General features: G+C 62.1%; 12 protein-coding genes. 4 read left to right on the top strand and 8 right to left on the bottom strand.

Annotated elements, in window-relative coordinates:
- A partial coding sequence (locus ACIP1U_RS30085) for a zinc-binding dehydrogenase (protein WP_400322845.1) occupies positions 1-408 on the top strand: 408 nt, incomplete at its 5' end.
- 74 nt (positions 409-482) lie between these two features.
- Here ACIP1U_RS30085 and ACIP1U_RS30080 read toward each other — a convergent pair.
- Positions 483-1481 (bottom strand): GlxA family transcriptional regulator, encoded by a 999-nt coding sequence (locus tag ACIP1U_RS30080; RefSeq protein WP_400322843.1) that lies wholly within the window; start codon positions 1479-1481, stop codon positions 483-485.
- Positions 1482-1731: 250 nt separating this feature from the next.
- Here ACIP1U_RS30080 and ACIP1U_RS30075 point away from each other — a divergent pair, with 250 nt between their 5' ends.
- Positions 1732-5193 carry an AAA family ATPase gene (locus tag ACIP1U_RS30075; protein WP_400322847.1) on the top strand — a complete coding sequence of 1154 codons (3462 nt, stop codon included), beginning with the start codon at positions 1732-1734 and terminating at the stop codon, positions 5191-5193.
- Positions 5194-5200: 7 nt separating this feature from the next.
- Here the strand turns inward: ACIP1U_RS30075 and ACIP1U_RS30070 are convergent, their stop codons facing one another.
- The 3 genes from ACIP1U_RS30070 to ACIP1U_RS30060 form a co-directional block, all read right to left on the bottom strand.
- Positions 5201-6349, bottom strand: coding sequence for a branched-chain amino acid ABC transporter substrate-binding protein (locus ACIP1U_RS30070; RefSeq protein ID WP_400322841.1), 1149 nt, complete (start codon positions 6347-6349; stop codon positions 5201-5203).
- 146 nt (positions 6350-6495) lie between these two features.
- Complete coding sequence (locus tag ACIP1U_RS30065) at positions 6496-7737, bottom strand: M24 family metallopeptidase (RefSeq protein WP_400322839.1); 1242 nt, start codon at positions 7735-7737, stop codon at positions 6496-6498.
- Between the two features lie 165 nt (positions 7738-7902).
- Positions 7903-8829, bottom strand: a complete 927-nt coding sequence (locus tag ACIP1U_RS30060) for a LysR substrate-binding domain-containing protein (RefSeq protein WP_400322837.1) — start codon at positions 8827-8829, stop codon at positions 7903-7905.
- Positions 8830-9110: 281 nt separating this feature from the next.
- Here ACIP1U_RS30060 and ACIP1U_RS30055 point away from each other — a divergent pair, with 281 nt between their 5' ends.
- On the top strand, positions 9111-10370 hold the full coding sequence (locus ACIP1U_RS30055) for an SRPBCC family protein (RefSeq protein WP_400322835.1): 1260 nt from the start codon (positions 9111-9113) through the stop codon (positions 10368-10370).
- Between the two features lie 8 nt (positions 10371-10378).
- Complete coding sequence (locus tag ACIP1U_RS30050) at positions 10379-11530, top strand: FAD-binding oxidoreductase (protein WP_400322833.1); 1152 nt, start codon at positions 10379-10381, stop codon at positions 11528-11530.
- Between the two features lie 349 nt (positions 11531-11879).
- On the opposite strand, the gene ACIP1U_RS30045 is transcribed toward ACIP1U_RS30050, so the two are convergent.
- The 4 genes from ACIP1U_RS30045 to ACIP1U_RS30030 all read right to left on the bottom strand — a co-directional run bounded on the left by ACIP1U_RS30045 (position 11880) and on the right by ACIP1U_RS30030 (position 16284).
- Positions 11880-12944: an ABC transporter substrate-binding protein gene (locus ACIP1U_RS30045; RefSeq protein WP_400322831.1), complete on the bottom strand. Its 1065-nt coding sequence runs from the start codon at positions 12942-12944 to the stop codon at positions 11880-11882.
- Between the two features lie 111 nt (positions 12945-13055).
- Positions 13056-14048 carry an Ldh family oxidoreductase gene (locus ACIP1U_RS30040; protein WP_400322829.1) on the bottom strand — a complete coding sequence of 331 codons (993 nt, stop codon included), beginning with the start codon at positions 14046-14048 and terminating at the stop codon, positions 13056-13058.
- Between the two features lie 80 nt (positions 14049-14128).
- Positions 14129-15181, bottom strand: a complete 1053-nt coding sequence (locus ACIP1U_RS30035; RefSeq protein WP_400322827.1) for a proline racemase family protein — start codon at positions 15179-15181, stop codon at positions 14129-14131.
- A 41-nt stretch (positions 15182-15222) separates the two neighbouring features.
- Positions 15223-16284, bottom strand: coding sequence for an ABC transporter substrate-binding protein (locus ACIP1U_RS30030; RefSeq protein ID WP_400322825.1), 1062 nt, complete (start codon positions 16282-16284; stop codon positions 15223-15225).
- Between the last annotated feature and the right edge of the window lie 100 nt (positions 16285-16384).

The raw sequence follows: 16384 nt of genomic DNA, 5'->3' as shown, positions 1-16384 counted from the left end.
CATTTCATCAACCCGAAGCAGGTCGAGAATGTCGTCGACCACATCATCCAGCTGACCGACGGCGGCGCGGACTACTCGTTCGAATGCATCGGCAACACGCAGGTCATGCGCCAGGCGCTGGAGTGCTGCCACAAGGGCTGGGGCAAGTCGATCATCATCGGCGTGGCCGAGGCCGGTGCCGAGATCTCGACGCGTCCGTTCCAGTTGGTGACCGGCCGCGAGTGGAAGGGCTCGGCCTTCGGCGGCGCGCGCGGCCGCACCGATGTGCCCAAGATCGTCGACTGGTACATGGAAGGCAAGCTCAATATCGACGACCTGATCACGCACACGCTGCCGCTGGAGCGCATCAACGAAGGCCTCGACCTGATGAAGCGCGGCGAGTCGATCCGCTCGGTGGTGCTGTACTGAGGCGCGCGCCGTGGAGCTGATCTCGCTACACGGCTGCCACGGCGGCGTGCAGCGCTTCTAGCGGAAGGGGCTCGTCAAGCTACGCCGGCGAGGTCGTCAACACCGGTGCTGGCAAAGCGCTCGCGGTAAGCGGCGGGGGTGACATTCAGCCGCCGCTGGAATGTCTGCCTCAACCTCACCTCTGATCCAAAGCCGCTCTCCATGGCGACCCACTTCAGCGGCTGCTCGCTGTCTTCGAGCAGTCGGCGGGCCGCATCCAGCCGTGTCTGCTCGACATAAGCCGAAGGCGTGTGTCCGGTCTCCTTCTGGAACACCCTGGAGAAATTCCGCTCACTCATCGCAAAGCGCGCCGCTAGCACTTTCACCGAGAGATCCGCCTTCGGGGAGCGATGGATGTAGTCCTGGATATCGCGAACCCTTGGATGGACCGTCATCTGGCTGAGCAGGTGCTCGCTGAACTGCGACTGCCCGCCCGGCCGTTTCAAATAGACGACAAGATCTCTTGCCACCGACAGCGCGATATCGCGCCCCAGGTCCTCCTCTACCATGGCAAGGATCAGGTCGAACACGGCGGTCACGCCGGCCGACGTCCAGACATGCGCGTCGCGAATGAAGATGGCGTCGGCATCCACCAGTATCCCGGGATACCGCTGCCGCATGAGTTCCGCCACACTCCAGTGGGTAGCGGCGCGCCGGCCGCCGAGCAGGCCGGCTTCAGCGAGGAAAAAGCTCCCCGAGCAAAGCCCGACAATGGTTTTTATCCTGTCGGCAGACGTGCGGCACCAGTCCACGACGGCGCCACACGCCGCCAGGACATTGACGATGTCGCGGGCCCCCACGATGACCACCACATCGGCGGGTGGCAGGCCATCGAGCGGCCGCACTGCCTCGAGCGAAATCAGCGTATCGGAACGGATGGCGCCGGCATGCGGCCCGACGATCCGCAGTTCGTACTTCGGATCACAGCCGAGCTGCCGCAAACGGGTGTTGGCATAGTCGAAGACATTGATAGCGCCAACGGCTTCTATTGCCTTGAATCCGGGATAGATGACGATGTCTACAGTAGTTCTCATGCTGCACAGGCGTCGGGTACGGCGCGGTCGGATTTCCTGACCGCATGCGTCAAACGCTGATTGTATCCACGGGCCTCGATATGAGGCACTGGATCGGAAGACATAGGACGTCACTTCGGTCCGCTGCTGAGTGCGCGCTGGATGCGGCGCGCCCAAAACCAGCCAACGCACTCTCTCCTGTTCGACGTGCCCTGCCCGCCTTAAGATTAATTGTTGGCTGTCGCTGGCCCCATCCGGGGGACAAAGCCCCATGCGCTGCGCAAACTGCGGGTTCGAGAATCCGACAGGCGCCAAATTCTGTGAGGAATGTGGCGCCAGGCAGGGGCGCGTCTGCCCGGCCTGCGGGCAGGAGGCGGCTGCAAGTGCCAAATTCTGCAGCGAATGCGGTGCTCCCTTAAGTGCTCCGGCAAGTGCTTCCTCAAGCGCACCCTCAAACGTACCCTCAAGCGCGACGCGGCCGCCCACGGCAACTGCGTCCGGCACTCCCATCGACTACACACCGCCCTATCTGGCCGAGCGCATTCGCTCGGCGCAGGCAGAGATGGAAGCCCGCGGCCAGGCCGACGGCGAGCGCAAGATGGTCACCGCCCTGTTTGCCGACATGGCGGGCTCGACCGCGCTGATCCATGATCTCGATCCCGAGGATGCCCGCCGCCTGATCGACCCGGTACTGGCGTTGATGATGGAGGCCGTGCATCACTATGAGGGCTTTGTGGCCAAGTCGATGGGCGATGGCATCCTGGCGCTGTTCGGCGCCCCCATCGCCAACGAAGACCATCCGCAGCGGGCCTTGCTGGCGGCCCTGCGCATGCAGGAAGCGATGCGCCATTACGCCGACGGCGTGCGCCTCGCCCAGGGCATCGCCCTGCAGATCCGGGTCGGCATCAACTCCGGCGAAGTCGTGGTGCGCACGATCCGCATCAAGGACCTGCACACCGACTACGACCCGGTGGGGAATTCGATCCATATTGCTTCGCGCATGGAGAGCATCGCCGTGCCCGGCTCGATCGTCGCGAGCGAACACACCCGCAACCTGACCGAAGGCTATTTCGCGTTCAAGGCGCTCGGCGCGACGCCGATCAAGGGCTTGCCCGAGCCGCTCGCGGTCTTCGAAGTCCTCGGCCTCGGTCCGCTGCGTACCCGGCTGCAAGTTTCGGCCAGCCGCGGGCTGGCGCGCTTTGTCGGCCGCACCCGCGAGCTCGAAGCCTTGCAGGAAGCGCGCGCACGGGCACGGGCCGGGCACGGGCAGATCGTCGGCCTGGTGGGCGAACCGGGCGTGGGCAAGTCGCGGCTTTGCCACGAGTTCAAGCTGCTTGCGCCGCGCGATTGCCTGGTGCTCGAAACCTTCTCGGTCTCCCACGGCAAGGCCTATCCATACCTGCCGCTGATCGAGCTCCTGCGGAACTACTGCCAGATCACCGCGCAGGACGATGAGCGCCGGCGGCGCGAGAAGCTTACCGGCAAGCTGCTCACGCTGGATCGCGGGCTGGAAGACAGCCTGCCTTATCTTTGCCACCTGCTGGGCGCCGCCGAGCCGGGCTCGGCACTGACGCAGATGGACACCCAGGTCCGGCAGCAACGCACCTTCGAAGCGATCAAGCGCCTGCTCGTGCGCGAAAGCCTGACCCAGCCGCTGGAGCTGATCATCGAAGACCTGCAGTGGCTCGACAGCGAAACCGAGGCATTCCTGGGCTTCCTCGGCGAGAGCGTGCCGAGCGCCCGCATCCTGCTACTGGTCAATTTCCGGCCGGAATACCGGCACGACTGGAGCCGCAAGAGCTATTACACCCAGCTACGCCTGGATCCCCTGGGCGCTGCCGAGGCGCGGGAACTGCTGCGCGCCTTGCTCGGCGACGCCAACGGGCTTGGCCGGCTCGAGCAACTGATCCTGGAGCAGACCGAAGGCAATCCCTTCTTTATCGAGGAAGTGGTGCAGGACCTGGTCGAAGGGCAGGTCCTGCGCGGCGAGCGCGGGCATTACCGCCTCGAGCAAGTTCCGGGCAAGCTGCACATCCCTGCCACCGTGCAGGGGGTGCTCGCCGCGCGCATCGACCGCCTGCAACCGGCCGAGAAAGCGCTGCTGCAAACCCTGGCGGTGATCGGCAAGGTCTTTCCCTGGAGCCTCCTGGTGCGCGTCGTCGAACAGCCGGAGGACAAGACGAAGACCCTGCTGGCGCGGCTGCAAGCCGGGGAGTTCATCTACGAGCAGCCGGCATTTCCCGAAGTGGAGTACAGCTTCAAGCATGCACTGACCCAAGAGGTGACCTACGGCTCCCTGCTGAGCGAGCGGCGCCGCGCACTGCATGAACGCACCGCCCAGGCGGTCGAGGCGCTGTTCGGCGCCCAGCTCGAGGAGCACTGCAGCGAGCTGGCCTATCACTTCAGCCGCAGCGGCAATACGCCGAAGGCAGTGGAATACCTGCACCGTGCCGGGCGCCAGGCCGTGCAGCGCTCGGCTGACGCCGAGGCGGTCACCCACCTCACCATGGCGCTCAACTTGCTCGCCACGCTGCCCGATGGCCAGGAGCGCGCACGCGAGGAACTCGCTATCCAGCTTGCCCTCGGTCCGGCCTGGATGGCCGCCAAAGGCTTTGCTGCCCCGGAGGTGGGAGACACCTACACGCGCGCGCTGGCACTGTGCCGGCAACTCGGCGAGACGGCCCAGTTGTTTACTGCCCTGATGGGACTGCGCACGTTCTATACGGTCCGTGCGGAACTCCGGACTGCGCGAGGGCTGGCGGACCAGCTGCTCGGCCTGGCCGAACAGGCGCAGGAGCTTGCGTTGCAGGTCCAGGCGCGCCGGGCCCTGGGCGCCAATCTCTTCTATCTTGGCGAACTGGTTCCTGCCCGCGAGCGTCTGGAACAGGCCATGGCTCTCTATGACCCGGAGCTGCACCGCTCGCATGCCTATGTCTATGGCCTGGAACCCGGCGTGCAGGGGCTCGCGCTGCTGGCCATGGACCTGTGGCTGCTCGGCTATCCCGACCAGGGCTGCGTGCGCAGCCAGGAGGCGCTGGCCCTGGCCCGGACCCCATCCCATCCTTCCGACTCGGCGGATGCGCTGATCGCCGCCGCCGAGGTCCGCCTGTTCCGCGGCGAGATCCAGCCGGCCCACGAACTCGCCCAGGCGCTCGTCGCCCTCGCCACCGACCATGGCTTGCCGTACGGTCTGGCCTGCGGAACCATACTGACGGGCTGGGCGCTGGCAGCAGAGGGTCGCACGGCAGAGGGCATTGACCTCATCCGAAATGGCTTGAGCGCCTACCGCGCCACCGGCGCCGAGCTGTTGCGGACGCATTTCCTGGCGCTACTGGCCGAGACCTGTGCCAGGGCGGGACAGCTCGAGGCAGGCCTTGCCGCAGTGGACGAGGCGCTGGGCGTCGCAGACCGGACGGACGAACGGATTCACGAGGCGGAACTGCATCGGCTCAAGGGCGAGCTGACGCTGCTGGCACCGGGCCGCCCGGAGGACGGCAACCGGTGCGCCCGCGACGCCGAAGCCTGCTTCCTGCGTGCGCTCGCGATCGCACGCGGGCAAGGGGCCCAATCGCTGGCATTGCGCGCCGTGTTATCCCTGGGCCGGTTGTGGCAGCAGCAGGGCCGGCAGGCCGAGGCCCGTCCCTTGCTGTCGGAATGCTATGGCTGGTTCAGCGAAGGCTTCGATACGGCAGACCTGCGCGCAGCCAGGGTTCTGCTCGCCGGACTCGGCTAGCGCCGCATCATTCGGCCGCGATCGTGGTGACCGGAATCCAGCGCCCATCCTTGACCTGATAGAGGGTCGACGTCGGATTTTTCAGGTCGCCGATCGCGTCGAAGGCAATCTTTCCGGTAATGCCTTCATATTGCGTGGCACGGAGTGCCGGCACAAATTCGGCCGGCTTTGCGGAATTGGCCTGCCTCATCGCGTTGATCGCCACCCACGCGGCGTCATACGCAAAAGGGGAATAGGTCAGGATATCTGTGCCAAAGCGCTTCCTGAAGGTCTGCATGAAGGCCTTGCCTCGCATCAGCGATTCGATCGGGCGCCCGTATTCCCAGGCCATCGCGCCTTCCGCATCGCGACCCGCTACGTTGAGAAAAATGCTGTCGGCAATGCCACCGCTGCCGACAAACTGGGCGCGCATACCCAACTGCTTCATGCGCTTCACGATGCGCGCGGCCTGGTAGTTGCCACCGCCGAAGAACAGCAGATCGGCGTTCGTCCCCCGGATAGTCGTCAACTGTGCGTTGATGTCGATCGCCTTGTCGTTGGTGTATTCCGCTATCGCGATCTTGCCGCCGGCGGCAGTGACGGCCTGCTTGAACTCGTCCACTGCCCCGTGGCCGAACGCAGTCCGGTCATCCATCACGGCAATGCGCTGCGCCTTCATGACATTGACAGCGTACTTCCCCGCCATGCCGGAGTTTTGCGTATCGGTCGCAATGATACGGAAGACCGTCTTCAGTCCTTGATGCGTGATGTCCGGATTGGATGCCGCGGGAAGGATCAACGGAATCCCTGCCTTGGCGAAGATCGGCGCGCACGGCAGGGCGACGCCCGAGTTGTAGTAGCCGACCACCGCGGCCACCTCGTCGTCGACCAGCTTCTGCGCGACCTGAACCCCGATGCGCGGATCGCTTTGGTCGTCCACCGCATCGATCTCGAAACGGACCTCCTGGCCGCCCAGCCTGATGCGCTGCGCATTGGCTTCTTCGACAGCCAGGCGAACACCGTTCTGCATGTCCTTGCCATTGGCGGCATTGATACCGGTCAGGGGACTGGACACCCCGATTTTGACAATTTGTTGCCCATAGGCCTGGCTGAAGGCGCAGGTCAGCAACAAGGCGCCCAGGCTTGTCACGAGCAGCCGTCGGGAAAGATCGATCATGGGTTCAATGCCGGCGACACAGTAATCGGGGGCGGCGCCATCCGTGCGCACCGTGACTCGATTCTAATGTAACCGTGGCGCCGGCGAGGCGCCGGCGGGGGATATCAGGGAGTACCTGGAAGATCCCCCGTGCCTGGCTTTGACCGTTACAGCCATTCGGTCTCGAACGGGAATGTCGATAACGGCGTACATCCCGCGTTGGTCAGCAAGACCTGCTGCTCGAGCTTGACGCCTTCTTCCCCACCTTCTTCGCCGATGTAGCTTTCAATGCACAACGTCATCCCGCTCTCGAAGACGCCGTCGTAGCCGCCGCCTTCCCAATCGCTGTAGTACGCCACCGACGGATATTCATCCACCATGCCGATGCCATGCGCCAGGCAGCTGTAGCGGTTCTGGTGGTAAGCCGACGGCATATCCCAGCTGCGCTGCGCATATTCCTTGAAGGTCATGCCGGGACGCAGCAGTTCCATGTTCGTGTGCAACTGGGTATGCGCCGCCGCATATAAACGACGCTGCTTGTCCGTGGGACGAACGTGGCCAACGGTCCAGGTGCGGGAAATATCGGCGCAATATCCGTGCGGGCCGATCAAGTCGGTGTCGAACGCAATCAGCTCCCCTTTCTTCATGATCCGCGGGCTGCATTCCTGCATCCACGGATTGGTGCGCGGGCCGGAAGCCAGCAACCGTGTCTCGATCCATTCTCCGCCGAGCCGGATATTCTCGTAATGCAGATGGGCCCACAGGTCCTGCTCGCTCATGCCTGGCGCCAGCGCGTCATGCATGCGCTGGATGCCCTGCTCGCAGGCCGCCACCGCGGCCTGCACCAGGACAAGCTCGTCCGCCGACTTGACGGCCCGTGCGCGCTCCATCACGGCCTGCCCGTCGGCAAGCCTGATGCCTTGCCCGAGCAGCGCGTGGACGCCTTCGGGATCCAGCCTGTCGACCGCGATCCGCATATCCGCGGGCGCATGCTGTCGCAACAGGTCCGCGATCTCGTTCGCCCATGCCCTGGCCTTGCGCTCCGACTCCGGGCCGGCGCTGAAGTAGTTCCAGCAGGTGGCCCCGCGGATTTCTGCATCGAGCGCGACGCCGCGCCAGACGTGCTCACAGTTGTGAAACTCGAAGGCGATTATCGGGCCATGCGCAAAGACGACAACATAGCGGGTCGGATTTCTTCCGGTCCATACCTGCATGTTCGACGTATCGGTCGCGTAGCGGATGTTCACCGGGTCGTACAAGATGATGGCGGGACAGCGCTGCGCCAGAAGTTCCTTCCTCACTCGCGCCAGGCGATATGCGCGCACACGTTCCATCAGGCCATCGGATACGGCGTGATTGCTTTCCGTTTCCTTCATCGATACAGCGTGCAGGGTGCTAACCGCGGACATTGCTCCTCCTATTAGTAGGTGTACTTAGGAGGCTCAGTATCGAAAGGAGGAAAATGCGAGTCAACGCGCTATATTTTCGCGCTGACATTACATTAAGTTATTCGACGGAAGGAAGCGCCGCGTTGGCGCGCCGGCGCTTCCTTCCGCGCCGGAGAATCCCCGCCGTCAACGGATGGCGACGTCCTCGCGCAGCCAGTCGATCAACCGGGTCACTACGGGGGTGATGGACCGGCCGTGGGGAACGATCACAAAATAGGCGTCCGTGGGCTTCGAGGATGCGTCCGTGAGACGAACCAGTTCCCCCTTCGCCAGCAGGTCGTGGACCATCCGGCTCCAGCCCAGTGCAACACCTTGCCCGAATCTCGCCGCCTGCACCGCGTCGGTGTACAGGCTGCAACGCAGCACATAGTTGAGTCTTGCCGGACGGTAACCCACCGAGCGAAACCATCCTTCCCACCCCATCCACCCTTCATAGGTGGAATCCGAGTCGATGAGCGGGAGCGTGGCGAGATCCTGCAGTGACTCCGGCGTCTTGTTCTCGGCCAGGAAGGCGGGTGAGCACACGGGAAATACTTCTTCGTCGAACAGCAGCGTCGAAGTGCCGTCTCCCCACTTGCCATCGCCATAGCGCACCGCAACATCCACCTCCACGTGCCGCAGGTCGGCCGTGAACATCTGCGTGGTCAACCGCAATTGCAGTGGTGGGTCCAGACGCTTGAGGTTCGGAAGTCTGGGCATCAGGCGGAACTGCGCGAACGGTGCCGTCGACGCAAGGACAAGCTCCTGCTGTTCAGACCCGGTCGACAGGCGGTCGAATACGCCGGCAATCTTCTGCATCGATTCGGCAACAACGAGGTATAGCGCCTGGCCCTCCTTTGTCAGAGCGATAGAACGATGCATCCGATGAAAGAGCCGGACGTTGAGCGTCTCTTCCAGGAAGCGGACTTGCCGGCTTACCGCCGCCTGAGTCACCCCCAATTCTGTCGCGGCGAGCGTGAAGCTGCTTAAGCGGGCGACCGCTTCAAACTCGACCAGTGCCGTCAAGGACGGCACGATCCGTCGGTATCCCTTCGTTACTTTTGTGGCTCGCATTGAATCTCTTGTCTCGGATAGCGCGGGACCTTCGGTCTTGCCTCTCGCAGGCGCTGTCGCCGGCGCTTCCGGAAGCACTGGATTGGGGTATTCCCTGCCCGGAAATCGTCGTTCCCTGCCTCCGGATTCACAAGGATGGGGCGCCCGCTTTGCATAACTTAGAGTAATGCCAAACGAAGAATAAAGCACGTTGACCCACCCCATGGCGAACACAATAATCGCCCTGCAAAAGCACAACGAAAAGCACAACGAAGTCAACGCCATTGGATTGGAGATACAACATGTCCGCCCCCACACTCAAGACTCATCGTGAACTGCTCGACAGCCGGGAGCCCGGCTTCGGGATGCCTGGCGAGCTATTCGGTCGACAAGACATCTTCGAAACGGATGTGGAAGTCTTCTTTCGCAAGCTGTGGATTCTTGTTGCCGTAACCGCCGACGTGCCCGAGCCAGGCGACGTCTACGCCGTCGACATCGGCAAGGAGTCGATACTGATCGTGCGCGACGACGATGAAAACATCCGTGCCTTCCGCAACATCTGCCGGCACCGTGGCTCGCGCCTGATGAAGCAGGCGGGCAAAGCCAGCGTTGGCATGCTGGTCTGCCCGTATCACCAGTGGACGTATGACCTGGATGGCAGCCTGCGCCATGCAACCCATATGGGCAAGGACTTCAACACAAAATGCCGGAGCCTGATTCCGGTTCACGTCAAGGTTGTCGGCGCCCACGTCTTCGTTTGCCTGGCGGACGAGGCGCCCGAGGATATCGCCAAGCTCGAGACGGTGATGACGCCGCGGTTTGCACCGCACCAGATGCAGCGCACAAAGATCGCGCACGAGATGAGCATCATCGAGAACGGCAACTGGAAGCTCGTCATGGAGAACAACCGTGAGTGCTATCACTGCGGCGGTACGCATCCGGAACTGACCCTTTCGTTCCTCGCGCACGACTTCGGATTTTGTCCGGACGGCCAGAGCGAAGAAACCATCCAGGACTATGAGCAATACCTGAAGCGAAATGCCGCCCGGAAGGACGAGTGGGAGAAGGACGGCTACGTTTGCGAACTGTTCGAATCCCTCGACGAGAGCGTGGAAACCAATTTCCGTACGCAACGGCTGGTGATTGCAGGCAACTGCGAATCCCAGACGATGGACACCAAGGTCGCAAGTACCAAACTGCTGGGCAATCTCGAGCGCCGCGACCTGGGCGATGTCCACATGTGGGGTCATCACTCCTGGACACATGTGATGAGTGACCACGCCATCATCGCGTGTATCCTGCCGCTTGCCCCGGATAAGACGCTGGTGCGCACCGTCTGGCTGGTGCATGAGGATGCCGTCGAGGGTGTCGACTATGACCTGAAGCGGCTCACGGAGGTCTGGACCGCGACGACACAGCAAGACGCGGAGCTGGTGGCCAATACCCACGCCGGCACGCAGGATCCTGGCTATATTCCCGGCCCGTACTCCAAGTACACGGAAGCCCCCCTCGATCAGTTCGCGCGCTGGTATGACGCGCGCCTGAAGGCACATGGCGTGTGAGCATTATCATGATAGTCAGAGACGCATTTTGTGTGAGCCAGCCGGCGTCGGACGCGACGGACCGTTTCACCACTTCCAGCACCTGGGAACGCGCCGACGCCCAGTGGGAGAGCCATGAGCGCCGGCGGCTGGTTTGCTGCCGGACTGTCGCGGAGACGCATGATGTGCGGACCTTCGTGTTCAGTGCCGAAAACGGACAGCCGTTCAGCTTTGAACCTGGCCAGTTCATTACCGTGTCGGCCGACATCGATGGCGAGACGGTCAGTCGTTGCTATACGATCTCGTCGCCACCGACCCGTCCCTACACGCTGTCCATCACCGTAAAGCGCACGCCTGGCGGGCGCATGTCAAACTGGCTGCATGACCATATGAAGCCAGGCGTCGTGCTGCACGCCTATGGTCCGGCTGGCATCTTCACGCCGGCGTCTGCCCCGGCAGCCAAGGCGCTCTATCTGTCCGCCGGCTCTGGCGTAACACCGCTCATGTCGATGACGAGGACGGCTTTCGATCTCGGATTGAATCGCGACATCGTCTTCGTGCACAGCGCGCGGAGCCCCGATGACATTATCTTCCGCGACGAGTTGAACGGGCTCTGCGCGGCCGCGGACAAGTTGAAAGTCATTCACGTGTGCGAAGGCCAGGGCACCGAGCGTGACTGGGGCGGCCCGCTGGGCAGGCTGAGCCTCGAACTCCTGCAACAGCAGGTGCCGGACTTCCGGGACCGCGAGGTGTTCACCTGTGGGCCGGCGGGATATATGAACTCGGTAAAGGAAGTCCTTCTGCAGGGCGGCCACAATCCCGCCCGGTACCATCAGGAAAGCTTCAATTTCGCCGAAACGGTGGAGCCGGTTGCCGATGCGCCTCCGTCGCCAACCGAGATCGGGGAATCGACCGCTTCCACGTACACGGTGCGCCTGGCGAAATCCGGAAAGACGTTCGCAATAACACCCTCCGAGACCGTCCTCGCAGCGGCACGAAAGGCCGGTGTCGCCTTGCCCTCCTCCTGCAGCCAAGGGCTGTGCGGCACGTGCAAGACAGCGGTACTGGAAGGCTCCGTCGAAATGCGCCACAACGGTGGCATCCGCCAGCGAGAAATCGATAAGGGCCTTCGCTTGATGTGCTGCAGCCGCGCGACGTCGGACCTTGTATTGGACCTCTAAATCCACCAGGCGCCGCAACTCCGCAGTCGCATCGAAGCGGAAAACTCCAGTGGCGGCGCCCCGCCATGTACGGCGATATCAGCGATGTTGAAAATCCGGTGAGGCGGTGTACCGCCACCTCACCGGATTTTTTTCGCCTTGTGGTGGGCGATGTCCGGAAGTTCCCGTCCTCCTGGCAACTCCCGGTTGTGCTGCCAATCTTCCGGTACTCGACCGAACCGGACTAATGGTGCTGATCATGTAGCCTGGCTCTGGCCTTGGCCGCAGCTGCCTTGATATGAAAACGGGGTCGGACCGCCAGGCTGGTCCGACCCCTTTATCTCAACACGCAACGCTTGCTGCAACTGCCTTACTTCTGTCCGAGCCAGACGGAGAACTTCTGATTCAGGTCGTCGGCATGGTCAGCCCAGAAGGCAACATTCACGTCGATGGCGTTCTTCTGGTTTTCCGGAGCGGTCGGGAGATACCGGGCAACCTTCTCGTCGACAAGCTTGGCCGACGACTGCCTCATGGGCCCCAGAGCCGTCGCGGATGCGAGCTTGGCGAGCGCTTCGGTGGACGTCGAATAGCGGATGAACTCCTGGGCCGCCTTCACATTCCTGGATCCCTTTACGATGGCATAACCTTCGATATTCTTGACCTGGCCATCCCACAGAAATCCAAAGGGCTTCTTGTCCTGCACCACAGCGGTATAGATGCGGTTTGGATAAGCGCTGGTCATGGACACCTCACCATCGGCCAACAGTTGCGGCGGCTGGGCGCCGGCTTCCCACCAGACAATGGAGGACTTGATCGTGTCCAGCTTCTTGAATGCGCGTTTCAGGCCATCCGGGGTAGCCAGCACCTTATAGACGTCCGCGGCAGGAACGCCGTCGGCGAGCAGCGCCCACTCCAGTGCGCCTTCCGGGGATTTCCGCAGCCCACGTTTGCCAGGGAAGCGCTTCAGGTCGAAGAAATCGGCGATCCTGGCCGGCTCACCGTCCTTGAATGCACTCTTGTTGTAAGTGATCATGGTGGACCATGCCACATTGCCGACGATGCATTGCGACAGCCCGCCAGGGAGGAAATCGGCTTTGGCCGCCGTACCCGTCGCGGATGCCGGCAGAGACGAGGTGTCGATCTTCTCGAGCAATCCTTCGTCGCATGCTCGCGTTGCGTCAGCGAGCTGCATATCGACCACGTCCCACGTGACGTTCCTGGATTCCACCTGGCTTCGAATCTGTGCAATCCCGCCGTTGTACGTATCCATTTTGACCCGGGTGCCGGATTTCGCCATGAACGGGCGCACCGCGGTCGTATTTTGCGCGTCCTGATACGAACCGCCCCATGATGCAAAAACAAGGTCTGCCGCCGTGGCAGGCAGACTGACCGCGCCCATCGCCAGTAGCGACAATGCCTTCCGATAACTAATCATTTAACGTCTCCATCGAGTGACTTTCAAATGCTCCCCGCGATTGCCGCACTTCTGCTTACTGCTTACTGCTTACTGCTTACTGCTTACTGCTTACTGCTTACTGCTTAATGCCTACTGCTGGGACCCGCCCGCGTCCCGGCGAATCGCGTAGCATTTCACCCTGTCGATAACGGACTCCGGGACGTCAATCTCATGAGCGGTGATGTGACTGCCCGGAATCCGCACGCCTTCGGCTGCCAGCCGCGCAATCTGCGACGTGAGCCTTTCCTTGAAGTCCGGCGCAAACAATTCCGGCTTGATTGCCATGAGGAAGAGGCCAACGCCGGGTGATCGCGTGCCGTCCGAGTAGGACGGTGCATCCATCGACCAGTTTGCACCCGTGACGGCTGCAGCAAGAACTTCCGCCATCATGGCGATGTTGGCGCCTCGCGCACCGCCAAACGCCACCAGCAATCCCTTGACGGCTTCCCTGGCATCGGTCGTTGGTTCTCCCTTCTCATCGACGGCCCAGCCCTCCGGAATGGATTCGCCATTTTCGGCGGCGCGCCTGATGTTGACGAATGCGGTAGCGCTGCAGGCCTGGTCGATGACCAGGGGCCGGCCGCTGGAAAATGGCGCAGCGAACGAAATCGGATTGGTGCCATACACCGCCCTGCCGCTTTCCAGCGTGGTCATTTGCGCAGTTGCATTGCACGTGGCCAACGACACCAATCCCGACTCGGCCAGCCGGCGGGTATAGTAGCCAAGCTCGCCAACGGTAAAGCTGTTCGACAATGCCAGGACGACCACGCCATAGGTATCGGCCCGGCGCACCAGTTCATCGAACACGCGGTCGAATCCAAGCTGCGCGATGCCCTCTTGCGCGTCCACCAGGACTGCCGCCGGTACGGGCAGGCTGACTTTTGGCTCCGCGTCCTTCCTGATCCGCCCCTTGAGCAAGCCATCCAGATAGTCTGGCAGGTGGGCGAACCCTACGGCCTTGCTACCCGCAATCTCGGCGGATAACACAGCGTTGGTCAGGGACCTCGCCATCGCGTCACTGGCGCCAACCGCCTTTAACGCTTCATGCGCAATCCGTTGAGCGTCTTCAAATTCGTATCGCATTACGTGTTCCCACGGCGTCTCCGCGCGAAGGGCGTGCCGGCCCTCCGCGCAGTGACGTATTGCAGCCAGGTATCAGGCCATCATGCCCAGATGTCGCCCACCGTAAAACCGTTGACGAACGGGTCATCGGGATCGAGAACGTAGGTGCTGTAACCGTAGATCCAGGAGCGGCCGGAAATGGTCGGCACCACCGCCTTGAACTCGCCGATTTGCGCTTCTTCGACGAGCTGCCCGGTAAAGACCGTGCCCAGCACCCCTTCGTGGCGAAACGGCTGGTTCAGTTGCAGCTGTTCTTTCGCATAGAGCGTCGCCATCTTGGCCGAGGTGCCGGTACCGCAGGGACAGCGATCAAGAGCGCCGGTCCAGGTGGCAGGATTCTCGAAATCGATGTCGCCGCTAGCCACGGTCACCGCATTTTTCCAGTCGGCATTGGGATTGTCCGTTGGCCCGGAAAGCTGCGCGATGGTGATGCCAATGCCCGGGTAATCGGGGTGCTGGACGGGCAGTTGTTCCTGGGCTGCCTTCAGGATCAACGCAGAGATCCGCGCAATTTCAGCGCCCTGCTCGGGAACAAGCTGCACGCCCTTGAACTGGCGGACGTCGGCAATGACATAGAACATGCCACCCCAGCCGACATCGACGGTCACCTTCCCAAGGTGAGGCACGTCGATCACGGTATCGAGATAGGGCGCAAAGGCAGGGACATTCCGGAATGTCACCTGGGTAACCTTGCCGTTGCTGCACTCCGCCCGGATCCCGATCAAGCCCGCCGGTGCCTCCAGCTGAAACTCCGTCACCGGCTCCTGCATGGGCAGCATGCCGGTTTCCAGCAGCACCGTCGCCACGGAGATGGTATTGCCACCGCTCATCACCGGATATTCGACCTGCTCCATGATGATGTATCCCGCGGCAGCGTCGGGATGCTTGGCGGGAACGATCAGGTTGCAGCACAACGGAGGATATCCGCGCGGTTCGCGCAACATCAGCAGGCGGATCTGGTCATCGTTCTTTTCGAGCCATTTCATCTGCTCATAAACGGAGTTTCCGGGGATATGCGGCACCCCCCCGGTAATGACGCGCATCGGCTCGCCGGCATGCGTTTCGACCGCATGAAACATACGCTTGAATGTCATTTCAATTCCTATCGCAATTTTTCCACGCCGATATTGACGGCTTACTTGCTCAACCAGACAGCAAACTTCTGATTCAAATCGTCCGCATGGTCGGCCCAGAACACAGCGTCGACGTCGATCGCGCCCTTCTCGTTATCGGGATGCGTGGGCAGGTATGGCGCGAGCTTTGCATCGATCAGGCGCAGCGAAGACTTCCGGATCGGACCGTTTGCTGTCAGCGGCGCAAGCTTGGCCAGGACATCGGCCTGCGTCGCATACCGGATAAAGTCCCTGGCTTCCTTCAGATTCTTCGTGCCCTTGACGATGGCGTAGCCCTCTACGTTCTTGGCCTGGCCATCCCAGATGAAGCCAAATGGCTTGTTGTCATTGATCATTGCCGCGTAAATTCGCCCGTTATATGCGGCCGACATGGTCACCTCGCCGTCCGCCAGAAGCTGGGCAGGCTGGGCGCCTGTTTCCCACCAGACGATCGACGACTTGATGGTATCCAGCTTCCTGAAGGCCCGGTTGACGCCTTCGCGCGTGGCCAGGACCCGATAGACATCCTTCGGCGCAACGCCATCGGCCAGAAGCGCCCATTCCAATGCCGACTCTGGCGACCGGCGCAATCCCCGTTTTCCCGGGAAATCCTTCAGATTGAAGAAGTCTGCGATCTTCGACGGCTCGCGGCTTTTGAACTTGTCCTTGCTGTACGCGATCAGCGTGGACCAGGCGATGTTCCCGGCCATGCACTCTGAAACGGAGCCGGGGATGAAATCGTTCTTTGCGGGCGTGCCATCGGCTGCCGGCGCCAGGTCGTTGGGTTCGATCCTTTCCAGCAAGCCTTCGTCACAGGCCCGGACGATGTCACCGAGTTGCATGTCAACGACGTCCCAGGCAACGTTCCTGGTCTGCACCTGGGTCCGAAGCTGGGCGAGGCCACCGTTGTACGTGTCGCTTTTGACTCTGACGCCCGCCTTTTCGCCATAAGGTTTCAGCGCGGTCTTTTCCTGGGCCGATTGATAGGTACCGCCCCACGACACAAAGGTGAGCTGAGCAGCAGCTGCAACCGTGCTCACGCTGCAACAAGCGGCCAGCATTCCTGCGACTACCATCCTGTTCATTGTCTATTCCTCTATCCACATGGCTGTTGCAGCCGGTTGGGGCCCGCACTCTGGTCATGCCCACGCAGACGCCGCCTGTTTGCATGGTATGAAGGGCCCG

Source organism: Cupriavidus sp. NPDC089707 (assembly GCF_044748965.1).
Lineage (GTDB): Bacteria > Pseudomonadota > Gammaproteobacteria > Burkholderiales > Burkholderiaceae > Cupriavidus.
The sequence above is the reverse complement of the archived record's forward strand: the minus strand, read 5'-3'. Positions and strand labels throughout refer to the sequence as shown.